Consider the following 18,069-nt stretch of genomic DNA (forward strand, 5'->3'; position numbering starts at 1 on the left):
CCCCCCCCCACGCCGCGATGATGATGCAGCTGGGGGCCGACGGGGTGTTCGTCGGCTCGGGGATCTTTAAGTCCGGCGAGCCCGCGAAGCGCGCGGCCGCGGTCGTGAAGGCGACGACCTTCTTCGACGACGCCGCGGTCATCGCCGACGTCTCGCGCGGGCTCGGCGAGGCGATGGTGGGCATCAACGTCGCCGACCTCCCCGCCCCGCATCGCCTGGCCGAGCGCGGCTGGTGAGCGGCGCGCCCCTCTCCACGGCCTCCGGGTCCAGTGCCACCGTGCCGTCGGCCGGCACCTCGTCGGACGGTGCCCCCGGCATCGGCCTACGGATCGGCGTCCTCGCCCTGCAGGGCGACGTGCGCGAGCACCGACGGGCCCTCACCGCCCTCGGGGCGCAGGTCGAGACGGTGCGCCGCCCGGCCGAGCTCGCGGCCGTCGACGGCCTCGTCATCCCCGGCGGCGAGTCAACGGTGATCGATCGGCTCGCCCGGCTCTCCGGCCTGCACGAACCGCTGCGGGCAGCGATCGCGGGCGGGCTGCCGGTGCTCGGCACCTGCGCGGGCCTCATCCAGCTGGCGGAGCGCCTGCGCGACGGCGGCCCCGGTCAGGGGACCTTCGGCGGACTCGACGCGACGGTGCGGCGTAACGCCTTCGGCCGGCAGACGGAGTCCTTCGAGACGGACCTGGTGGTGCCGGACCTCGAGGGTCCACCGGTGCGGGCGGTGTTCATCCGTGCGCCGCTGATCGAGGAGCTCGGCTCGGCCGCGCGCGCCGTGGCGACCCTGCCCGACGGACGGATCGTCGGGGCGCGGCAGGGCGCGGTGCTCGGCCTCGCCTTCCATCCGGAGTCGACGGGCGAGACCCGCTTCCACGAGCTGTTCCTGGAGTCCGTCCGCCGCCGGTGAGTCCGGCCAATGGCGGGGGTTCCGGCCGATGGCGGGGGTTCCGGCCGACGGCGGGAGTCGTCGAGGGCGCCTCCGGCCGACATCGGGACCCGTCGGGGCGGCAACCCCGTCGGCCGTCCCGCGATCAGCCGCGCAGTAGCGGGGCGATCTCGACGGCCCAGGCGGCGGTGGCGTCGAGGTCGCGGAAGTCGCCGGTCGGCGTGCGCATCGACCGCAGCAGCAGCTGCTCGTGCGCCGGGATGCGGTCGAAGAGCACCCACCCGGGCAGGTTCCGCGTCGCGACGGGCGTGAGCGGGGTCTGCGCGAGGAAGCGGTCAAGGGCCTTCTGCCGACCCTTCTTCGCCGGGTCCGAGGCGGAGCCGGAGCAGGTGAACAGGGCGAACGGCGCGGCGGCGAGGGCGTCGGCGTGGCGCTGCGTCCAGCGGACGAAGCTCTTCTCGAGGCTCTCGGCCCGCACGGCGGAGCCCGCGACGACGGCGCTGTGCGCCCCCGGGTCCGGGTCGTCGGCGATGTCGGCGGCGACGGCGGGCAGGCCGACGCCGACGAGTGCCTCGGCGATCGTCTCGGCGAGGGTGCGGGTGGCTCCGGAGTGGGTCGCGTAGGCGACGAGCACGGTCATGGGCCCCATCGTGCCAGCGGCCCGCCGCCGCCTTCGGGACGGAGGGCCCTCGACCGTCGGCCGGCGCTGCCGACCGGCGTTCCCGTAGGTCACGATTCGGTGGTCATGACCGACCGGTCACTGGATCCGGCATTCCGGGCGGAGGATGATGAGTCCACGGCCGCTGCCGTCCGGGCCGCGGCCGGGCCACGAAGGAGGCAGCCATGAAGAGGTTCCTCACGGTCCTCGCGAGTCTCGCGCTCTTCGTCGGTCTGGGCATGACCGCTCCGCTCGCAGCGGATGCCGCACCGTTCTGCGGCATCACCTGGGGGTCCCTGCAGAAGACTCGGGCCGGCATGTCCACGGCCCCGCTCACCGACCTGCGCACCGGCCGACACGCCTGCTATGACCGTCTCGTCGTCGATCTCGACGGCGCGGTCTCGGGCTACTCGGTCCGGTACGTCAGCGCGGTGCACCGTCCCGGCTCCGGGACCGTCGTCCCCCTCGCGGGAGCCGCGGACCTCGAAGTCGTGATCCTGGCCCCGGCCTATGACGATCGCGGCCGTGCGACCTACTCCCCCGCCCGTCCCGACACCGCCGTGGGCGTCTCGGGATACACCACCTTCCGGCAGGTCGCCCTGGCCGGAAGCTTCGAGGGCGAGACCACGATCGGCCTGGGCGTCCGTGCCCGTCTGCCGATGCGGGTCTTCGTCCTGCCGGGTACCGGTGACGGGTCCCGGATCGTCATCGACGTCGCCCACCACTGGTGAGCGGACGACCTCGGTGACCCCTCCTCGCGCCGCTCCGCTCAGCTCGGCCCGGGGCTGCTGGAATTCCGTGCCGGGCGTGACCTCACCGCCTCTCCGGCCTTGAGGTCACGCCACACGCGGTCTTTCAGCAGGGACGGCTCCCGCTCGGGGGCACCCCGCTCAGCTGAACGCCTCCAGCGCCGCGGCCTCGTCATGGCTCGGCCCTGCTGGAACTCCGTGCCGGGCGTGACCTCAACGCCTCTCCGGCCTTGAGGTCACGCCACGCGCGGTCTTTCAGCAGAAGCAGCTGGGACCGGGCCGCAGAACCCCGGTCGCAGAAGTGGCCGGCTCCGGGCCAGGCGTCACCGGCGGCGGAGACCCCCGGAACACACGAAACGGCCGGCCCCTCCGGAGAGGGACCGACCGTCCGAGATCAGCGCGCACCGGGCGCGCACCGCACCGATCACTGCTAACCCGTACCGCGACGCGGATCAGGCGCCGGGCACCACGATCGTGCTCGCGTTCGCCCGCGCGTTCTCGAACCGCGCCTGGACATCTGCCCAGTTCACGATGTTCCAGACCGCCTTCACGTAATCAGCCTTCACGTTCTGGTAATCCAGGTAGAACGCGTGCTCCCACATATCCAGCTGGAACAGCGGGATCGTCGCCACCGGCACCCCGTTCTGCTGATCGTAGAACTGCTCGATCACCAGGTTCCCGCCAGCCGGCTCGTAGGCCAGCACGGCCCAGCCGGAGCCCTGGATCCCCAGCGCCGCCGCGGTGAAGTGCGCGCGGAACGCATCGAAGGAGCCGAAGAACTCGTCGATCGCGGCCGCCAGCTCACCGGTCGGCTTGTCGCCACCCTCCGGGGAGAGGTTCTTCCAGAAGATCGAGTGGTTGGTATGGCCACCCAGGTTAAACGCGAGGTCCTTCGACAGCTGGTTCACCGTGCCGAAATCGTTCGCCTCACGCGCCGCCGCCAGCTTCTCCAGCGCGGTGTTGGCGCCCTTGACGTAGGTCGCGTGGTGCTTGGAGTGGTGCAGCTCCATGATCCGGCCCGAGATCGAGGGATCCAGAGCGCCGTAGTCGTAATCGAGATCGGGGAGCGTGTAGTCAGCCATGGTCCGTCCTTTCGTGACGTCGATGGCTCGACCCTAGAAGTTCAAGCACGCTTCAGGTCAAGCGCCGTTCACCGTCGGCGGATCCGTCCCCGGAGCCGTCAGTCGATGCACCCCCGGACCGTGGGCCGATCCGTCGGCGGGACCCTCGGCCGAACCGTCGGCCGGGCCCGCCGCTCAGCTCTCCACCGAGTCCTCGTCCTCCACGTGGAGCCGACGGGGCCCGGCACCGGTGGCCGCGAGGGCGTCGTCGGGGTTGAGCAGCGCGCAGGCCTTGAGGGAGAGGCAGCCGCAGCCGATGCAGCCGGTCAGCTCGTGCTCGAGCCGCTCGATGGCGCGTCGGCGATCCTCGAGCCGCGCCTTCCACCGGCGGGAGGCGCGCTGCCAGTCGGCATGCGAGGGCGTGGAATCCATGGGCACGTCGCCGAAGGCCTCGTCCACATCGGACAGTGGCATGCCGAGCCGCTTCGCGACGGTGATGAGGGAGACGCGCCGCAGCATGTGCCGGGGGTAGCGGCGCTGGTTGCCGGCGCTGCGCACCGAAGCGATCAGGCCCAGGTCCTCGTAGTAACGCAGGGCGCTCGCGGCGACGCCGGTGCGTCGGCCCATCTCGCCGATGGTCAGCAGCTCGTCCGGCTCGTGCGGGGTGTTCATCCGTGCCCTCCCTCCCCGGCCGGGGACGGCGGTCCGCCCCGGAACCTCAAGGATGCTGGAGATCCTAATCGCCGGGCGGCTACGCGCGGAGGGCGCGGGCGCCTCCCGCCGGTGTCCCGCCGCGGCCCCTTGTCCATCCCGCCCCCGACACGCCCGTTCACGCGCGGCCTCCGGCTTGACCTCAAGGGCGCTTGAACTCCTACGCTCGCGGGTGGACTGTCGAGAAGGAGACCCCCGTGACCTATGTGATCGCCCTGCCCTGCGTGGACGTGAAGGATCGCGCCTGCGTGGACGAGTGCCCGGTGGACTGCATCTACGAGGGCACGAGGTCGCTGTACATCCAGCCCGACGAGTGCGTGGACTGCGGCGCCTGCGAGCCCGTGTGCCCGGTCGAGGCGATCTACTACGAGGACGACGTCCCCGACCAGTGGGCCGAGTACTACGACGCGAACGTCCACTTCTTCGACGACCTCGGCGCCCCCGGCGGCGCGGCCAAGATGGGCGTCATCGACAAGGACCACCCCCTCATCGCGGCGCTGCCGCCGCAGAACTGAGCCCATCGGCCGGAGCCCAACGGCCTGGGCTCATCGGCCCCGGCCGACCGCCGCTACGCCAGGACCACCTCGATCCACGGGTGATCCGCGAAGACCTCGAGCACCGTCTCGAAGTACGTCGGCCCCACGCCCGCCTCGAGCGCTGCGAGGCGCCGACGCGCCGTCTCCGCGCTGTAGACGTCCGGTCGTGCGAGCTTGCCGAGCAGCTGCTCGCGCGTCGCCTCGACGCCGAGCGCCTCGCGCGCGACCCCGTGATCGGCCCAGAGGATGCGCGCCCGATCGTGCCCGTGCAGAGTGCCGAAGCCGCCGTGCAGCAGGTCGTCGAGCGCATCGAGGCTCGCCCCGAGCCGCCAGTCGACGCCGACCATCAGCACCCGATCCAGCTCGGCGTAGAGCGAGGGGATGTCGCGGATCCGCGAGCCCTCGAGCCGCAGCTCGAGCACGCCGTCGGACCTGCTCACCGGCGGGTCCACGCGAGCAGGTCCACGATCTGCGCGGGGACGCCGGGCTGGTAGTGCTGCCACATCGAGTGGGTGACCTTCCCGGTGTACCGGCTGTAGGCGAGCATCGGCCGGCCCTCGTGCGTCGTCTCCGCGGACGGCACCACCGGGAACAGCCGCCCGTGCTGCGAATAGCTGAAGGACAGCATCTCCGCGTCCTCGACGCCGCCGCGCAGCCACACCACCGCGCCCTCCCGGTCGTGCGGATGGCCGCGGCCCGGGGAGGGGCAGTCGCGCGGGAAGTAGCAGGCGTAGACGATCGCCCAGTGGTCCTCGAGCTGCAGGGGGCGGGAGTACGCCTGGCCGGGCGAGTCGGTCGCCCCGGCGGAGACGTGGTCGAGGCCGAGGCCAGCGCTGATCCGCCCCTCCGCGTCGACCCCCGGGTGGGGGACGCGGCCGGTCAGCACCGTCAGCGTCGGCTGGAAGCGGGCGGAGAGGATCTGTGGGGGCGTCGTCGGCGCGACGGGAGTGAAGCCGACGATCTCGTCATGCGGGAGGGTCTCGATGCTCATGCGGTTCTCTCCTCGGTGCGGGGGCCGACGGGGGCCGCGGCCCGCTCGTCGCGCAGGCGCAGCAGCAGGGGCAGCAGCTCAGCGGGGGTGTCGATGACGTGGTCGGGGACCTCGTCGGGGGCGGAGGGGGTGCGCGGGTAACGCTCGGTCCAGGCCATGTGGATGCTGGTCATGCCCATCCGGTTGGCGCCGGCGACGTCGCGCTCGAGGTTGTTGCCGACCATGACGCAGCGGGCCGCGTCCGCGGGGTCGAGGTCCAGGGAGCCGAGCGCCGCCTTGAACATGCGGGGGCTGGGCTTCGCGTCCCGCACCAGCTCGGAGACGGTCAGCGACTCGAACAGCTCGAACACCCCGTTGCGGGTGAGCAGGTTCTCGAAGGAGAGGTAGCCGCCATCGGCCACCAGGGCGATGCGGAACCCGGCCTCGACCAGGTCCTTCACCATACGGTCCGCCCCGGGGAGCACGTCCCCGGAAACGACCACGCCCCGCTCGTCGCGCACCTCGGTGCCCTCGTCGATGATGGTGTCGCCGCAGTCCAGCAGCACGATGAGGTCGGTCTCGGGCGGGGTCGGGGGCATGGAGGCTCCTTCGGCACGATGAGTCGGGGGCTGGGGGTCGGCGGGGGTGGGAGCATCCTGCCCCTCCGGCGGGCGGGGGTCCAGGGTCGCCGTGCGGCCCGGTGATGTCCAACGGATGGCCCGAGGGCAGCGCGGTCGTGCGCAGCAGCAGCGCCCGGTCTGCGCGGGCGATCGGCGCGCCGAGAGTCCGGTGCGCGGCGACGGGCTGCTGGGGCCGGGGCGGATCGACCGCTGACAGCGGGGCGGCGATCGGCGGACGACGGTCCGTCGGATCCGCCTCGGACCCTCCGCGCTCGGAACCCCGCTCAGCGCCGCCCGAGCACCGCGACCAGGAAGTCCTCGGCCGGCGGGCGCAGGTCCCAGGTGGAGAAGCGGTGGTGGAGGTCGAAGCCGCTCGCGTCGGCGTCGGCGAGGAAGTCCTCGACGGCATAGCCGCGGCCGGAGCCGAAGCCGACCACGAGGCGGCCGCCCGGCACCAGGTGCTCCCGCAGCCGCTCGAGGGCGGGTCGCCGCTCATCCTCCGCGAAGAAGGCGATGACGTTTCCGGCGCTCACCGCGAGATCGGCGCGCACCCGTTCTCCCTGGTCGTCGAGCAGATCCAGGCGGGCAAGGTTCTGGGTCTCGAAGCGGCCGGCGGGGTGGTCGGCGCGGGCGATCGCGATCAGTTCCGGGTCGAGGTCGACGCCCACCACGCGGTGCCCCGCGGGCAGCAGGTGCGCCGCGAGCCGGCCCGTGCCGCAGCCGGCGTCGAGGATCAGCGAGCCGCGCGCGGCCATCGCGTCGATCAGCCGCGCCTCCCCGAGGATGTCCTTCCCCTCCGCGGCGAGGCGGCGCCACCGCTCCGCATACCGCTGCGCGTGGGCGGCGTCGCGCGTGACCGCCGCGTCCCACTGGTTACCGGGGGTCGCGGCGGGACGCGGGTCCGACGGGGACGGGGCGGACGCGCCCGGGGAGGGGCTGGGGTTCGAGGCCATGCCCCCAGTGTGCCGCGCCACGAGGCGATGACGGACGGAGTCCGCGGACCCGTCGGCATCACCGCCCCAGGAGCTCCACGATCACGAGCTGCGTGAGCAGCGCCCCGGCCACCAGGTTCAGCACGAGGAACCGTCGCCAGGCGGCGTGGGCGCGGCCGCTGCTCGCGTCGGTCAGCGCGAGGTGCGGCGCGATGTTCGCGAGATAGGGGATGACCAGGAGCGCGGCGAGGTTCCCCGGCCAGGGGAGGCCGAGCAGCAGCAGTCCGGAGGCGGCGTAGAGCCCCGCCGCGGTCCGGATCGTGGCCCGGGCGCCGAGCGCGGTCGCGACGGACCCGATGCCCGCCGCCCGGTCCGGCACGATGTCCTGGACCGCCCCGACCGCGTGCGAGGCCATCCCCCAGAGGAAGAAGGCGATCAGGGCGAGCACGGCCGGTCCCGAGGGCTCCGCGCCCGCCAGGGAGAGCCCCACGGCCGCAGGGCCCACGAAATGGGCCGACGAGGTCGCCGAGTCCAGCACCGCCCGCTCCTTCAGGCGGATCCGCGGGGCGGAGTAGCCGACGACGGCGGCGAGCACCCCCACGAGCAGCGCCGTCGAGCCCGCCGTCCCCCACAGGGCCAGGGCGATGACGAACGGCAGGCAGAGCAGTCCCGCGGCCCAGAGCGTGAGGGCGTGCCAGCGGGTGTCCAGCACGACCCCCTCGACCCCGCCCTTACGCGGGTTGCGCAGGTCCGACTCGTGGTCGAAGACGTCGTTCACGCCGTACATGAGGAGGTTGTAGGGGATCAGGAAGAAGATCGTCCCGACGACGAGCACGGGGCCCACTCCCCCGCCGCCCAGGAGGTACGCGGCCGCGAAGGGATAGGCGGTGTTGATCCAGCTGAGGGGTCGGGAGGACCCCACGAGCTGGCGCAGGGCGGTGAGCGGGCCGGAGGCGAGGGCGGTGGTCATGCGCGCTCCTGGGGGGTGAGCAGCAGGTGGAGCGAGGGCAGCAGCAGCCCGGCGGCGAGGGGCCAGGCCAGGTCCTCGACGGGTGCGAGGCCCAGGCGCAGCCCGCTGAGCTGCGACTCGTCGTACCGGAACAGGTCCGCGGCCACCATGAGGCTGTCGAAGACGACGGTGAGGACCATGAGCCCGACGACGGTGAGCGCGGTCGCCGTCCACCAGCGCGCATCCGGCCGCCGTCGCACGACGGCCACGGCGGTCACCACGAGCGGTGGGAGGAGGAAGAGCCCGGCGAGGGCGGCGTAGGTCATGCCTCCGCCCCGTCCCGGTCGCCGGGAGCCTGGTCCCGCTCGGCGGGGACCGCGGCCCCGCGCCGTCCCGCCGCCGCGGCGAGGCCCCGAGCGATCAGCGCCCGCAGCACGAGGGTGAGGTAGGCGAGGAAGCTCACGAACACCAGCTCCTCGAGCGGCAGCTCGGGGGCGAGGTGGATGCCGGTCATCGCCGCGCTCCCGCCGGTGCGGTAGTGGCCCGAGGCGATCGCCGCCAGGTCCCACAGGAGGAAGAAGGCCACGCCGAGGCCCAGCGCGATCAGCGCGGACCGCGCCCGTCGGCCGCCCGCCGCCAGCACGAGGCGGAACCGCAGGTCGAGAGTGGCCATCCCGGCGGCGGAGCCCAGCAGGGCGGCGAGGTACAGCAGGCTCATCGGCGTCCCCGGGTTCCCGACGCCGACGGTGACTCTGACTCCGACGACGGCTTCGGCTCCGGCAACGGCCCGGAGGAGCGGTCCCCGCGCAGACGCTTGACCACCAGCTCCGCGCTGATCAGGCACATCGGCAGGCCGATCCCGGGGATCGTGCCGGAGCCGGCGTAGAGCAGTCCGTCCACGTGGCGGGAGACGTTCCCCGCCCGCAGGAACGCGCTCTGCCGCAGCGTGTGGGCGGGGCCCAGCATGCTCCCCCGCCACACCCCGAGATCCTCCGCGAAGTCGCCGGGACCCACGGTGCGCCGCACCACGATGCGGTCCGCGAGGTCGGGGATGCGGGCGTTCGCAGCCAGGCGGGCGATCGCGTCGTCGGCGATCCGCTCGACCGCTGCGTCGCCGCTGCCGTCGATCCCTCCCCTGCCGAGGGCGGGATCGGACGGGACGGGGACCAGCACGAACAGGTTCTCGTGGCCGGACGGGGCGACGGAGGGGTCCGTGGCCGAGGGCCGACAGACGTAGCTCGAGGCCGGGCTGGGGACGCGGCCCTCGCGCAGGGCGCCGAAGTTCTCCCGCCAGTCGGCGGTGAACAGGAGGGTGTGGTGCTCCAGCTGGGGCAGCTCGCCGCGCACGCCGAGCATCGCCAGCACCGCGCCCGGGCCGCTGGTGCGGCGCTCCCACCACCGCTCGGGGTAGGTGCGCAGCGAGGGCGGGAGCATCGTGGTCTCCACGTGGTGGAGGTCGGCGGTGGCCACCACCCGGTCGGCGCGGATCGTGCGCCGGCCGCCGTCGGCCCCGACGACCTCGACCCCGCGCGCCCGGGCGCGACGGCGCCCGGCCCCGGGGCGGGCCGGCTCGGTGAGGATCCGCTCCGCCCGCGTCGAGGTGTGCACGCGCACGCCCTCGCGGACGGCGAGGGCGGCGATCCGCTCGATCACCTGCCCGAAGCCGCCCATCGGGTACCGGACGCCGCCGGTCAGGTCGAGCGCGCTCATCAGGTGGTACATGCTGGGCGTGCGGTCGGGCGACGAGCCGAGGAAGACCGCCGGGTAGCCCAGCACCTGTCGCAGCCGCGGGTCGTCGATGCGTCGGGCGATGTGGCTCTCGAGGCTCCGCAGCAGCAGGCCCAGCAGCCGCGGCGCCCGCAGCAGCACGGCCGGGGCGAGCAAAGAGCGGGGGGACTCGAAGGACGTGTAGAGGAAGTGCTCCAGGGCGAGGTCGTAGGTGCGGGCGGCCTCGTCGAGATAGGTGGAGAGCCGGCGACCCGCCCCCGGTTCGATCTGCTCGAACAGGTCGGCGTTGCGGGCCGCGGACGCGGTGATGTCCAGCGGCTCCTCGTGGCCGTCGAACAGGACCCGGTACCCGGGGTCGAGCGGACGCAGGTCCAGCTGCTCCGCGGCCGAGCTGCCGAGCAGGCGGAAGAAGTGGTCGAACACCTCGGGCATCAGGTACCACGACGGCCCGGTGTCGAAGCGGAACCCGTCGCGCTCCCAGGTGCCTGCCCGACCGCCCACCGCATCGCGCGCCTCGACCAGGTCCACGTCCCAGCCGTCCCGGGCGAGCAGCGCGGCGGTGGCGAGTCCGGAGATCCCGCCGCCGATCACGACCACGGAGCCGGGCGCGTTCATCCGCGCCCCCTCAGCACGGCCCGGGCGAGGACGATCGCCTTCTCGGGATCGGGCACGCGGACCCTGGCGCGCAGGATGTCCTCGGCGGGGGTGCGCCGCAGGCGGCGGGAGAGGGCGCGGAACAGCCCCAGGGCCGCCGCGACCGCCCGACGGGAGGAGCCGGGGAGCTCGGGCAGGGCCGACGCGGCGAGATCGAGGTCGGCGTCGACCGTGTCGAGCAGGCGATGCTTGTCCGCCTCGTCGAACGCCTCGGGATCCACCCCCGGCAGATAGGCACGGCCGAGCTGGTCGTGGTCCTCGGCGAGATCCCGCAGGAAGTTCACCGTCTGGAAGGCGGAGCCGAGCGCGCGGGCAGGGGCGTCCAGGCGGGTGCAGGCCGCCTCGTCCCCCGCGAGGAACACGCGCAGGCACATCAGTCCCACCACCTCGGCGGAGCCGTGCACGTACTCCTCGAAACTGTCCTCGTCGTGGGAGGCGACGGCGAGATCGGCGCGCATCGAGGCGAAGAACGGGTCGATCAGCGCCGCGCCGATCCCGTGCTGCCGCGCCGTCAGCGCGAAGGCGTGCACGACGAGGTTCGTCGACCGGCCCTCGGCCACGGCACGGGTCGTCTCCTCCGCGAGGTCCTCGAGCATCCGGGACCGTTCCGCGGTGGTGACGCCGGGATCAGGATCGTCCACCGTCTCGTCGGCGACCCGCACGAGCGCGTAGATGTTGCGCACATGGGTGCGGGCGGGCTCGTCCAGCAGTCGTGTGGCCCAGCCGAAGGAGGTGGAGTATCCCTGGATCACGCGCGCGGCGCTGCGCTGGGCGACCCGGTCGTAGCGGGCCGACGCCGACGGTTGGAAAGCAGTGCGGCGGGGACGCTCGCGGCGCTCGGAAGGCGCGAGGAGCCGGTCGGGGGTCATCGGGTCGCCCCGTCGGCCGTGGAGCGGGATCCCACGGCGGCGCGGGCGACGCGGGACGGGTCCGGGCGACGCACGGTCTGCACCACAACCGCGGCCGCGATCAGCACGGCCACCACGGCGGCCACCGCGGCGACGGCGGGGGCGTGCGGCGCGTCGGTCGCCCGGCCCACGGCGATCCAGGCGAGCCCCCACACCATCGCCACCGGCGCGGCGAGAGGCGCCCGCCCGGTCCGGGAGCGCCCGACCCCGATCAGGGCCAGCGCGATCACGCCCACCACGAGGATCACCGCGATCGCGAGGACCCCCGGGGCCCCGAATCCGTCGACCCCGGCCCCGGCGAGCGCCGCGGCGATGTTCGCGCAGGTCGCGACGCTGACCCAGCCGAGGTAGAGCCCGAAGGTGCCGTCCACGACGACGCGCTCGAGAACGCGCTGCGCCGGCCGGAGCACGAGCCGGCGGAACAGCACGGCCAGCACCGCCAGCAGCGCGAGGATCACCAGCACGCTGACCCATACCCACCCCGCCTGCACCACGAGGATCCAGGCGGCGTTGAGCAGCAGCGACGCGATCGCCAGGGCCGCGATCCGGCGGGGATCGCGGGCATCCCGCCACTGCCACAGGGTGTACGCGGCCAGCCCCGCGTAGATCACGCTCCAGATCCTGAAGGCGGGCGCGGCGGGGGCGAGGTGCGTGGCGTCGGCGGAGAGCAGGCCGCCGGCGGCCTCGTCGATCGGGTCGCCGCCGAGGACTCCGACGCCGACGGCGGTGCCGAGCATCGCCGCCGCGAAGGCGAGGGTCACGGCGAGGTGGCGGACGACGGGGGTCATGGGAGGTCCTTCCGGTCGTGGGGCGGGGCGGGGTCGGAGCCGTCGTCAGCGGCGGCGGCCTCGGCGGCACGGGCGATGTTGCGCTGCATGCCGCCGAAGACGACGCCGTGGAAGGGCCAGACGGCCCACCAGTACGCATCGCCGAGCAGCCCGCGGGGGTGGTACACGGCACGCTGGTGCAGGATCGAGCCGCCGTCGCCGTCCTCCTCCACCCCGAGCTCGAGCCAGGCCTCCCCGGGCACCCGCATCTCGGCGCGCAGCCGCAGCAGGCGGCCCGGTTCGAGCCGCTCCACCCGCCACCAGTCCAGCGCCTCCCCCACGGCGAGCCGGTGCGGGTGCCGACGACCGCGGCGCAGCCCGGGCCCGCCGACGACCCGGTCGATCAGTCCGCGGGTCACCCACCCCAGGCGCCACGAGTACCAGCCGTGCGCACCGCCGATGCCCTCGATCACAGACCACACGGTGGCGGCCGGGGCGTCGACCCGGCGTCGGCGCTCGTCCCCGCGCACGATCCCACCGGACCAGTCCGGATCCTCCGGCAGCGGCGCGGACGGGGCGCCCGCGGGGGTCGCGTCGTGCCAGGCGGTCGCGATGTCGAGCTCGCGGATGCGGATCAGCGCCAGGCGCATGGCCCGGTCGACGCCGGTCAGTCCGCCCTCGGGGTCGGGCACGAGGGCGCGGATGTCCTGCTCGGCGGCGACCGACTCGTGCACGAGGGACTCGACCAGGGGTCGGGCGATGGACGTGGGGACGGGGGTGACCAGCCCGATCCAGTGACTGGCCAGGCGCGGGGTCAGCACCGGCACCACCCGGATGCGCCGCGGGGGCAGGTCCGCGGCGCGGGCGTAGGCCTGCAGCAGCTCGGCGAAGGTGAGGACGTCCGGCCCCGCGACGTCGAAGCTGCGGTTGGGGGCGCCGTCGAGCCGGGCGGCCGCGACCAGGTAGTGGAGCACGTCGCGCACCGCGATCGGCTGGATCCGATTGCTCACCCAGCGGGGGGTGATCATGACGGGCAGCCGCTCCGAGAGGTGCCGCATGATCTCGAACGAGGCGCTCCCGGACCCGAGGATCACGGCGGCGCGGAGCACCACGGTCGGCACCGGTCCCGCCAGGAAGATCTCCGCGACCTCCCGCCGCGAGGCCATGTGGGGCGAGAGGTGCTCCTGATCGGGGTGGATCCCGCCGAGGTAGACGATGCGCCGCGTGCCGGCGCGGGCGGCGGCGCGGGCGAAGGCGCGCGCCCCGGCGCGGTCCCGCTCGGCGAAACTGCGTCCTCCACCCATGGCGTGGATGAGGTAGTACGCGACGTCGACGCCGTCGAGCGCGGTCCGCAACGAGTCCGGGTCCTCGACGTCGGCCTCGACCACCTCGACCTCGCCGCGCCACGGGCGGCCCTCGAGCCGTTCGGCGCTGCGCGCCATGGCGCGCACCCGCAGCCCGGCCTGCAGCAGGGCGGGGACGAGCCGGCCGCCGATGTACCCGCTGGCTCCGGTGACGAGGACGAGCGGCGCATCCGTCGGCTGGTCGGCGCTCATGCGGGCAGTCCGTCCACGGCGTGCAGCGAGGGCTCCCCGGGCAGGAGCAGGTCGGTGGTGCGGAGGATCCGGTTCGTCGCCGCTCTCAGGACCTCCAGGAGCGGGGCGGGGAGGCCGTGCTCGGCGGCGCGCTCGAGGCCCCGGTCGAGGTGCCAGTGGGCGAGGTCCTCGACCCAGGCCCGCGATCCGGTCTCGACGAGGAGGTCGCGTGCCCGGCGCGCCTGGGCAGGTCCGAGGTCGGTCCGGCCCAGCATGGGGCGCAGCTCCGACCAGGCGGGGGTGGTGGCCGCGTGGGCGATGAGGGCGGTGCGCTTCCCCTCGCGGAGATCTCCGAGGGCGCTCTTGCCGGTGCGCCTCTCGTCACCGAACATGCCCAGCAGGTCGTCGTGCAGCTGGAACCCGATACCGAGCAGTCCGCCGATCTCCTCGAGCGCGTCGATCGTCGCCGTCGGGGCGTCGGCCAGCAGGGCGGCGGCGTGGAGCGGGAGGCGGAACGAGTAGTCGGCGGTCTTGAGCTCCGCGACGGCCAGCTCCTCGTCGGGTCCCCGCATCTCGCCCGGCGCCTGCAGCGGCAGGCGCACATCGGCGAACTCGCCGGCGACGGTGACGTGCACGCAGCGCTCGACGCGATCCAGGAGGGCGTCGACCACGTGCGGCGGGGCGTCGCAGCGGCGGATGGCGCGCAAGGCGGTCATCAGGCCCAGGTCGCCGGTCAGGATGCCGCCCGCCTCGCCCAGGCGTCGTGCGCCGAGGGCGTCGGCACCGGCGCGGCGGGCCGCCTCGGCGATGCTCCCGGGCACGCTCGGCGCACCGCGGCGCAGCAGATCGCCGTCGATCACGTCGTCCTGCACCACGAAGGCGGTGTGGAGGATCTCGAGCGCGGCCCCCACCTGCACGGCCGCCGTGGTGCGGGTGCCGGCGAGGGCGGCGTGGGCGTCGAGCAGCAGCGCCGGCCTCGCCCGCTTGCCGCCGCGGACGGCACGGCACAGCGCCTGCCACAGCGCGTCGTGGTCCGCGAGCTGGAGGGCACCGGCCCGGCCGGCGCCCTCCGCGAGCAGCCGATCGATCTCCGCGTCGACGGCTCCGTGAGCCATGACGGTCATCCCCGCACCGCCGGGGCCGCCGCGAGGAGGGGCCCGAGTCGCGCCAGTTGCTCGGCCGCCCACGGGCTGATGATCCACGGAGCGGCGCCGACGAGGGCCGTGAGCTCGGCGGGATCGACCCAGCGCAGGTCCATCACCTCGTCGGGATGGGGCATCGGTTCCGCGGTCGCGCGCGCGAGGTACACAGGGCAGATCTCGTTCTCGACCACCCCGGAGGCGTCCTGCGCGCGGTACCGGTAGCCCGGCAGCACGCACTGCACGTCGTGCACGGCGAGGCCCAGCTCGTCCTGCGCCCGGCGGGAGATCGCCGCGAGATCGTCCTCCCCGGGGCGAGGGTGCCCGCAGACCGAGTTGGTCCACACCCCGGGCCAGGTGCGCTTGGTCAGGGCGCGCCGGGTGAGCAGCACGCGGCCGTCCTCCCGCACCACATGGCAGGAGAACGCCCGGTGCAGGGGAGTGCTCTCCGTGTGGACGCTCGCACGGGGGGCGACGCCGCGCGGGGTGCCGTCGGGTTCGACGAGCACCACCACGTCCTCCGGGTCGGAGATCGGTGGAGCCGGGTGGGACATGCGGCCTCCTGTGATGCGCTGAGGGACGTACGAGTGACATGCCTGCGAGACGCCACGCGACAGGCAGAGCGGCAGGGCCAGCGCTTTGCTTAGCCTATCTATCAAAATGGACTCTAGCATCCAGTTATGCGCGCGCAGCTGCTGGACATCTCGGACGCCTCCGCCTCGAAGCTGCTGGACCGGCACACCGCCTCCGGTCACCTCGCGCGCGCTCGGCACCCCCGCGACCGCCGCTCCCGCATCGTGGTGGCCACCGACGCCGGGCACGGCGAGGTGCGCGAGCGGCTCAGCCGGATGCACCGGCGGATGCTCGAGATCGCGCAGGACGTCCCCGAGACCTCCCGGCGCGCCGCCGCCGACTGCCTCCTGGCCATGGCGGAGCACCTGGAGACCGAACCGCCGGACTGATCACCGCGGCGATCGCGTCGGACCGGCCCTGTCCCGGAGCCCGCGCAGGAGTCCCCCGGCAGTGTCCACGACGACGAACAGCACCAGACTCGCGCCCAGGACGGGCAGCGCCACCCCTATCACCCCGGCCACCAGGAGCACCAGAACCACTCCCCTCCAGGGGGCATTCCGCAGCGCCCCACGGCGCGGCGGGGCACCCGGCATCCTCCGGCCGGCGCGCCCGCGCTGCCACCACATCCGGTATCCCCAGAGGATCATCGCGATCAGGGCCGCGGCGATCGCGAGAAGCACGATCTGGTTCGCGAGGCCGAACATCGTGCCCATGTGCAGGTCGATGCCCCAGCGGGTGAGCTTGGCGGCGAGATCGGCGTCGGCGAAGTCCACCCGGTCGACGACCTGCACGTCCGCCCCGGCCGGAGCGACGGCCGGAGCCGCGACGGCGACCGCGACGGAATCCACCTTCGTGGGGAAGCTGCGCTGGATCTCCTCGACCACCCAGGCCGAGTCGGCATCGGCGGGCGGTCGGATCTCCACGCGGGTGGTGTCGATGTTCTCCGCCCGGCCGGCGGCGAGCACGTCGTCGATGCGGTCGAGGTCCGGTGCCCAGGGTGAGTCGGACCCCGCGGGGACGGAAGACGGGTCCGGGTCGACGGGGGTCTCCCCGTGGCCCTCGTGCCCAGCATGCTCGCCGGTCGGGTCGGTCGACGGGATGGGCGGGGCGTCCTGCGCGGGCAGCTCCGTGCTCACGACGGCCGTGGTGAACCCGAGTGCCTCGCGCACGGTGCCGATGGTGGCGCCTCCGTATCGCGACCACGTGATGCCGGTGGCCGCGAGGAAGAGCGCCCCCAGCAGCACCCACACCCCGAGGGAGCTGTGCAGCGAGAGGGTGCGGCGGTACCCGGTCGCGGCTGGCTCGGGCAGCAGCAGATCGCGAGCCCGGCGGGCGCGACGGGCCCGGCGGATCCACAGGCCGAGCCCGGCGAGCGCGATCACCCCCAGCCAGGAGGCCGACAGCTCGCTGTAGAGCCTGCCCGCCTCGCCCAGGTGGAGGTTTCGATGCAGCTGGTCGACCCAGGTGCGCAGCGGGAGGGAGCCGCTGGTGCCGTACACGGTGAGGTCGCCGCGGATCTCTCCGGTGGAGGGGTCCACCATCACGGCCCGGGACTCGCTCTCCCCGAGCGAGGAGTCGGCCACCATCACGCGCGTGGTGTCCCCCGGCTCCGGCGCGGGGCGCACTGCGGTGACGACCGCTCCCTCGCCGAGATGCCCCCGTGCGGCGGCGACCTGTTCCGCGAGCGGCAGCGCCTGTCCGTCCACGGAGGCAGTGAGCTCCTCGGCATAGACGATCCGCTCCACCTGCGGCATGACCGCGTAGAGGGCGCCGCTGGCCGCGGAGACCAGGAGGAAGGGCGCCACCAGGATCCCGGCGTAGAAGTGCAGGCGCAGCAGCATCGGCCCGAGCCAGTGCCGTGACGGACCGGGACGAGCACCCATGATGGCCCTCAGCTCTCGACGAGTCGCGCGTACACGACGGTGTTGTCCAGGTGGTGCCCCTCGGCGTCGAGGTCGCCGCTGCAGGTGATGAGGCGCAGCTCGGGCCCGTCCGTGCGGCCGTACACCTCGACGGTGGGGAAGGCGTCCTTCGGGTAGCGGGCCGCGTCGTACACCTCGAAGATCGCGGTGCTGCCGTCCTCGCGGTCGACCTCGATGCGGTCTCCCGGTGCGAGAGCGCCCAGCTCGAAGAAGATCGACGGGTCACCGCCCCAGGTCACATGACCCTCGATCACGGACGGTCCGTCTTCCCCGGGGGTCGGGGAGCCGTCGAACCACGCGGGCAGGTCCGCCTGCTCGCCGCGCGGGGCGAGCAGCTCGCCGTCGTCGCCGAGCCCGATCGGGAACAGCTCCGCGTCGACGTCGATCGACGGGATCCGCAGCGCGGTGGGCTCCGCGGCGGGCAGGGGGGCGGCCGGCGCATCGCCCGGCGCGTCGGCGGAGCTCGCGGCCGACGGGGTCCCGGCGTCCGTCGCGGCCTCCCCGGCCCCCGCCGGTCCGTCGGACGCGGTCGGCCCCGCGGATGGCGTGGGATCGACCGGCGCCGCCTGATCGTCGGAAGTCGCCTCCGGCTCCTTCGCCCCTCCCCCGTCGGACGCCGCAGGAGCTCCCCGAAGCGGCGGCTGGGGCGGCTCCCCGACCTGCGTCGTCAGCGCATAGACCAGCAGCGCCGCACCGAGCAGCGCGAGGACGCCGAGGGCGGCGATCGTCGCACGACGACCACCGCCCCGGCGCTCGGTTCCCCGTGACGTCATG

The 18,069-nt window shown here is 73.9% G+C and carries 22 protein-coding genes and 1 pseudogene; 5 read left to right on the top strand and 18 right to left on the bottom strand.

Annotation, left to right across the window (positions count from 1 at the left end; translation table 11 throughout):
* Positions 1–236 (top strand): annotated as a pseudogene (locus ACZCAH_RS07895) (pyridoxal 5'-phosphate synthase lyase subunit PdxS); the annotation flags it as partial.
* A 41-nt stretch (positions 237–277) separates the two neighbouring features.
* Entirely contained in the window at positions 278–904 is a 627-nt protein-coding gene (gene pdxT, locus ACZCAH_RS07900) for a pyridoxal 5'-phosphate synthase glutaminase subunit PdxT (protein WP_464340780.1), read from the top strand.
* A 124-nt stretch (positions 905–1,028) separates the two neighbouring features.
* Here the strand turns inward: pdxT and ACZCAH_RS07905 are convergent, their stop codons facing one another.
* Entirely contained in the window at positions 1,029–1,523 is a 495-nt protein-coding gene (locus ACZCAH_RS07905) for a flavodoxin domain-containing protein (RefSeq protein WP_464340538.1), read from the bottom strand.
* 203 nt (positions 1,524–1,726) lie between these two features.
* Here ACZCAH_RS07905 and ACZCAH_RS07910 point away from each other — a divergent pair, with 203 nt between their 5' ends.
* The gene (locus ACZCAH_RS07910; RefSeq protein ID WP_464340539.1) at positions 1,727–2,272 is read left to right on the top strand and encodes an AMIN-like domain-containing (lipo)protein; all 546 of its coding nucleotides are present in this window, start codon (positions 1,727–1,729) and stop codon (positions 2,270–2,272) included.
* Between the two features lie 470 nt (positions 2,273–2,742).
* Here ACZCAH_RS07910 and ACZCAH_RS07915 read toward each other — a convergent pair whose 3' ends face one another.
* Positions 2,743–3,372 (bottom strand): superoxide dismutase, encoded by a 630-nt coding sequence (locus ACZCAH_RS07915; protein WP_329745905.1) that lies wholly within the window; start codon positions 3,370–3,372, stop codon positions 2,743–2,745.
* Positions 3,373–3,546: 174 nt separating this feature from the next.
* Entirely contained in the window at positions 3,547–4,023 is a 477-nt protein-coding gene (soxR, locus tag ACZCAH_RS07920) for a redox-sensitive transcriptional activator SoxR (RefSeq protein WP_464340540.1), read from the bottom strand.
* A gap of 236 nt (positions 4,024–4,259) precedes the next feature.
* Here soxR and fdxA point away from each other — a divergent pair, with 236 nt between their 5' ends.
* Positions 4,260–4,577, top strand: coding sequence for a ferredoxin (fdxA, locus tag ACZCAH_RS07925; RefSeq protein WP_329744830.1), 318 nt, complete (start codon positions 4,260–4,262; stop codon positions 4,575–4,577).
* A gap of 53 nt (positions 4,578–4,630) precedes the next feature.
* Here fdxA and ACZCAH_RS07930 read toward each other — a convergent pair whose 3' ends face one another.
* The 13 genes from ACZCAH_RS07930 to idi all read right to left on the bottom strand — a co-directional run bounded on the left by ACZCAH_RS07930 (position 4,631) and on the right by idi (position 15,354).
* A complete protein-coding gene (locus tag ACZCAH_RS07930) occupies positions 4,631–5,038 on the bottom strand; it encodes a barstar family protein (protein WP_464340541.1) in 408 nt (135 codons plus the stop codon).
* Positions 5,035–5,589: an NPP1 family protein gene (locus tag ACZCAH_RS07935; RefSeq protein ID WP_464340542.1), complete on the bottom strand. Its 555-nt coding sequence runs from the start codon at positions 5,587–5,589 to the stop codon at positions 5,035–5,037. Before ACZCAH_RS07935 ends, ACZCAH_RS07930 begins: the two co-directional genes overlap by 4 nt.
* Positions 5,586–6,167 (bottom strand): HAD family hydrolase, encoded by a 582-nt coding sequence (locus ACZCAH_RS07940; RefSeq protein WP_464340543.1) that lies wholly within the window; start codon positions 6,165–6,167, stop codon positions 5,586–5,588. The genes ACZCAH_RS07935 and ACZCAH_RS07940 overlap by 4 nt, the downstream gene beginning before the upstream one ends.
* A 305-nt stretch (positions 6,168–6,472) precedes the next feature.
* Positions 6,473–7,141: a class I SAM-dependent DNA methyltransferase gene (locus ACZCAH_RS07945; protein WP_464340544.1), complete on the bottom strand. Its 669-nt coding sequence runs from the start codon at positions 7,139–7,141 to the stop codon at positions 6,473–6,475.
* 58 nt (positions 7,142–7,199) lie between these two features.
* Positions 7,200–8,090 carry a prenyltransferase gene (locus tag ACZCAH_RS07950; protein WP_464340545.1) on the bottom strand — a complete coding sequence of 297 codons (891 nt, stop codon included), beginning with the start codon at positions 8,088–8,090 and terminating at the stop codon, positions 7,200–7,202.
* The gene (locus ACZCAH_RS07955; protein ID WP_464340546.1) at positions 8,087–8,395 is read right to left on the bottom strand and encodes a lycopene cyclase domain-containing protein; all 309 of its coding nucleotides are present in this window, start codon (positions 8,393–8,395) and stop codon (positions 8,087–8,089) included. Before ACZCAH_RS07955 ends, ACZCAH_RS07950 begins: the two co-directional genes overlap by 4 nt.
* Positions 8,392–8,787: a lycopene cyclase domain-containing protein gene (locus ACZCAH_RS07960; protein WP_464340547.1), complete on the bottom strand. Its 396-nt coding sequence runs from the start codon at positions 8,785–8,787 to the stop codon at positions 8,392–8,394. The genes ACZCAH_RS07955 and ACZCAH_RS07960 overlap by 4 nt, the downstream gene beginning before the upstream one ends.
* Positions 8,784–10,412, bottom strand: a complete 1,629-nt coding sequence (crtI, locus tag ACZCAH_RS07965) for a phytoene desaturase family protein (protein WP_464340548.1) — start codon at positions 10,410–10,412, stop codon at positions 8,784–8,786. Before crtI ends, ACZCAH_RS07960 begins: the two co-directional genes overlap by 4 nt.
* Entirely contained in the window at positions 10,409–11,320 is a 912-nt protein-coding gene (locus tag ACZCAH_RS07970) for a phytoene/squalene synthase family protein (protein WP_464340549.1), read from the bottom strand. The genes crtI and ACZCAH_RS07970 overlap by 4 nt, the downstream gene beginning before the upstream one ends.
* Positions 11,317–12,147 (bottom strand): tryptophan-rich sensory protein, encoded by an 831-nt coding sequence (locus tag ACZCAH_RS07975; protein WP_464340550.1) that lies wholly within the window; start codon positions 12,145–12,147, stop codon positions 11,317–11,319. The genes ACZCAH_RS07970 and ACZCAH_RS07975 overlap by 4 nt, the downstream gene beginning before the upstream one ends.
* Positions 12,144–13,682, bottom strand: coding sequence for an SDR family oxidoreductase (locus ACZCAH_RS07980; protein ID WP_464340551.1), 1,539 nt, complete (start codon positions 13,680–13,682; stop codon positions 12,144–12,146). The genes ACZCAH_RS07975 and ACZCAH_RS07980 overlap by 4 nt, the downstream gene beginning before the upstream one ends.
* Complete coding sequence (locus tag ACZCAH_RS07985; protein ID WP_464340552.1) at positions 13,679–14,785, bottom strand: polyprenyl synthetase family protein; 1,107 nt, start codon at positions 14,783–14,785, stop codon at positions 13,679–13,681. The genes ACZCAH_RS07980 and ACZCAH_RS07985 overlap by 4 nt, the downstream gene beginning before the upstream one ends.
* Positions 14,782–15,354 (bottom strand): isopentenyl-diphosphate Delta-isomerase, encoded by a 573-nt coding sequence (gene idi / locus ACZCAH_RS07990; RefSeq protein ID WP_464340553.1) that lies wholly within the window; start codon positions 15,352–15,354, stop codon positions 14,782–14,784. Before idi ends, ACZCAH_RS07985 begins: the two co-directional genes overlap by 4 nt.
* Positions 15,355–15,480: 126 nt before the next feature.
* On the opposite strand from idi, the gene ACZCAH_RS07995 reads away from it, so the two are divergent.
* Positions 15,481–15,762, top strand: coding sequence for a hypothetical protein (locus tag ACZCAH_RS07995; protein WP_464340554.1), 282 nt, complete (start codon positions 15,481–15,483; stop codon positions 15,760–15,762).
* Here ACZCAH_RS07995 and ACZCAH_RS08000 read toward each other — a convergent pair whose 3' ends face one another.
* Both ACZCAH_RS08000 and ACZCAH_RS08005 read right to left on the bottom strand, forming a co-directional pair.
* Positions 15,763–17,256: a PepSY-associated TM helix domain-containing protein gene (locus ACZCAH_RS08000; protein ID WP_464340555.1), complete on the bottom strand. Its 1,494-nt coding sequence runs from the start codon at positions 17,254–17,256 to the stop codon at positions 15,763–15,765.
* Between the two features lie 8 nt (positions 17,257–17,264).
* Complete coding sequence (locus ACZCAH_RS08005; RefSeq protein WP_464340556.1) at positions 17,265–18,068, bottom strand: class F sortase; 804 nt, start codon at positions 18,066–18,068, stop codon at positions 17,265–17,267.
* Position 18,069 lies beyond the last annotated feature (1 nt).

Source organism: Brachybacterium sp. B718/18, from assembly GCF_055454375.1.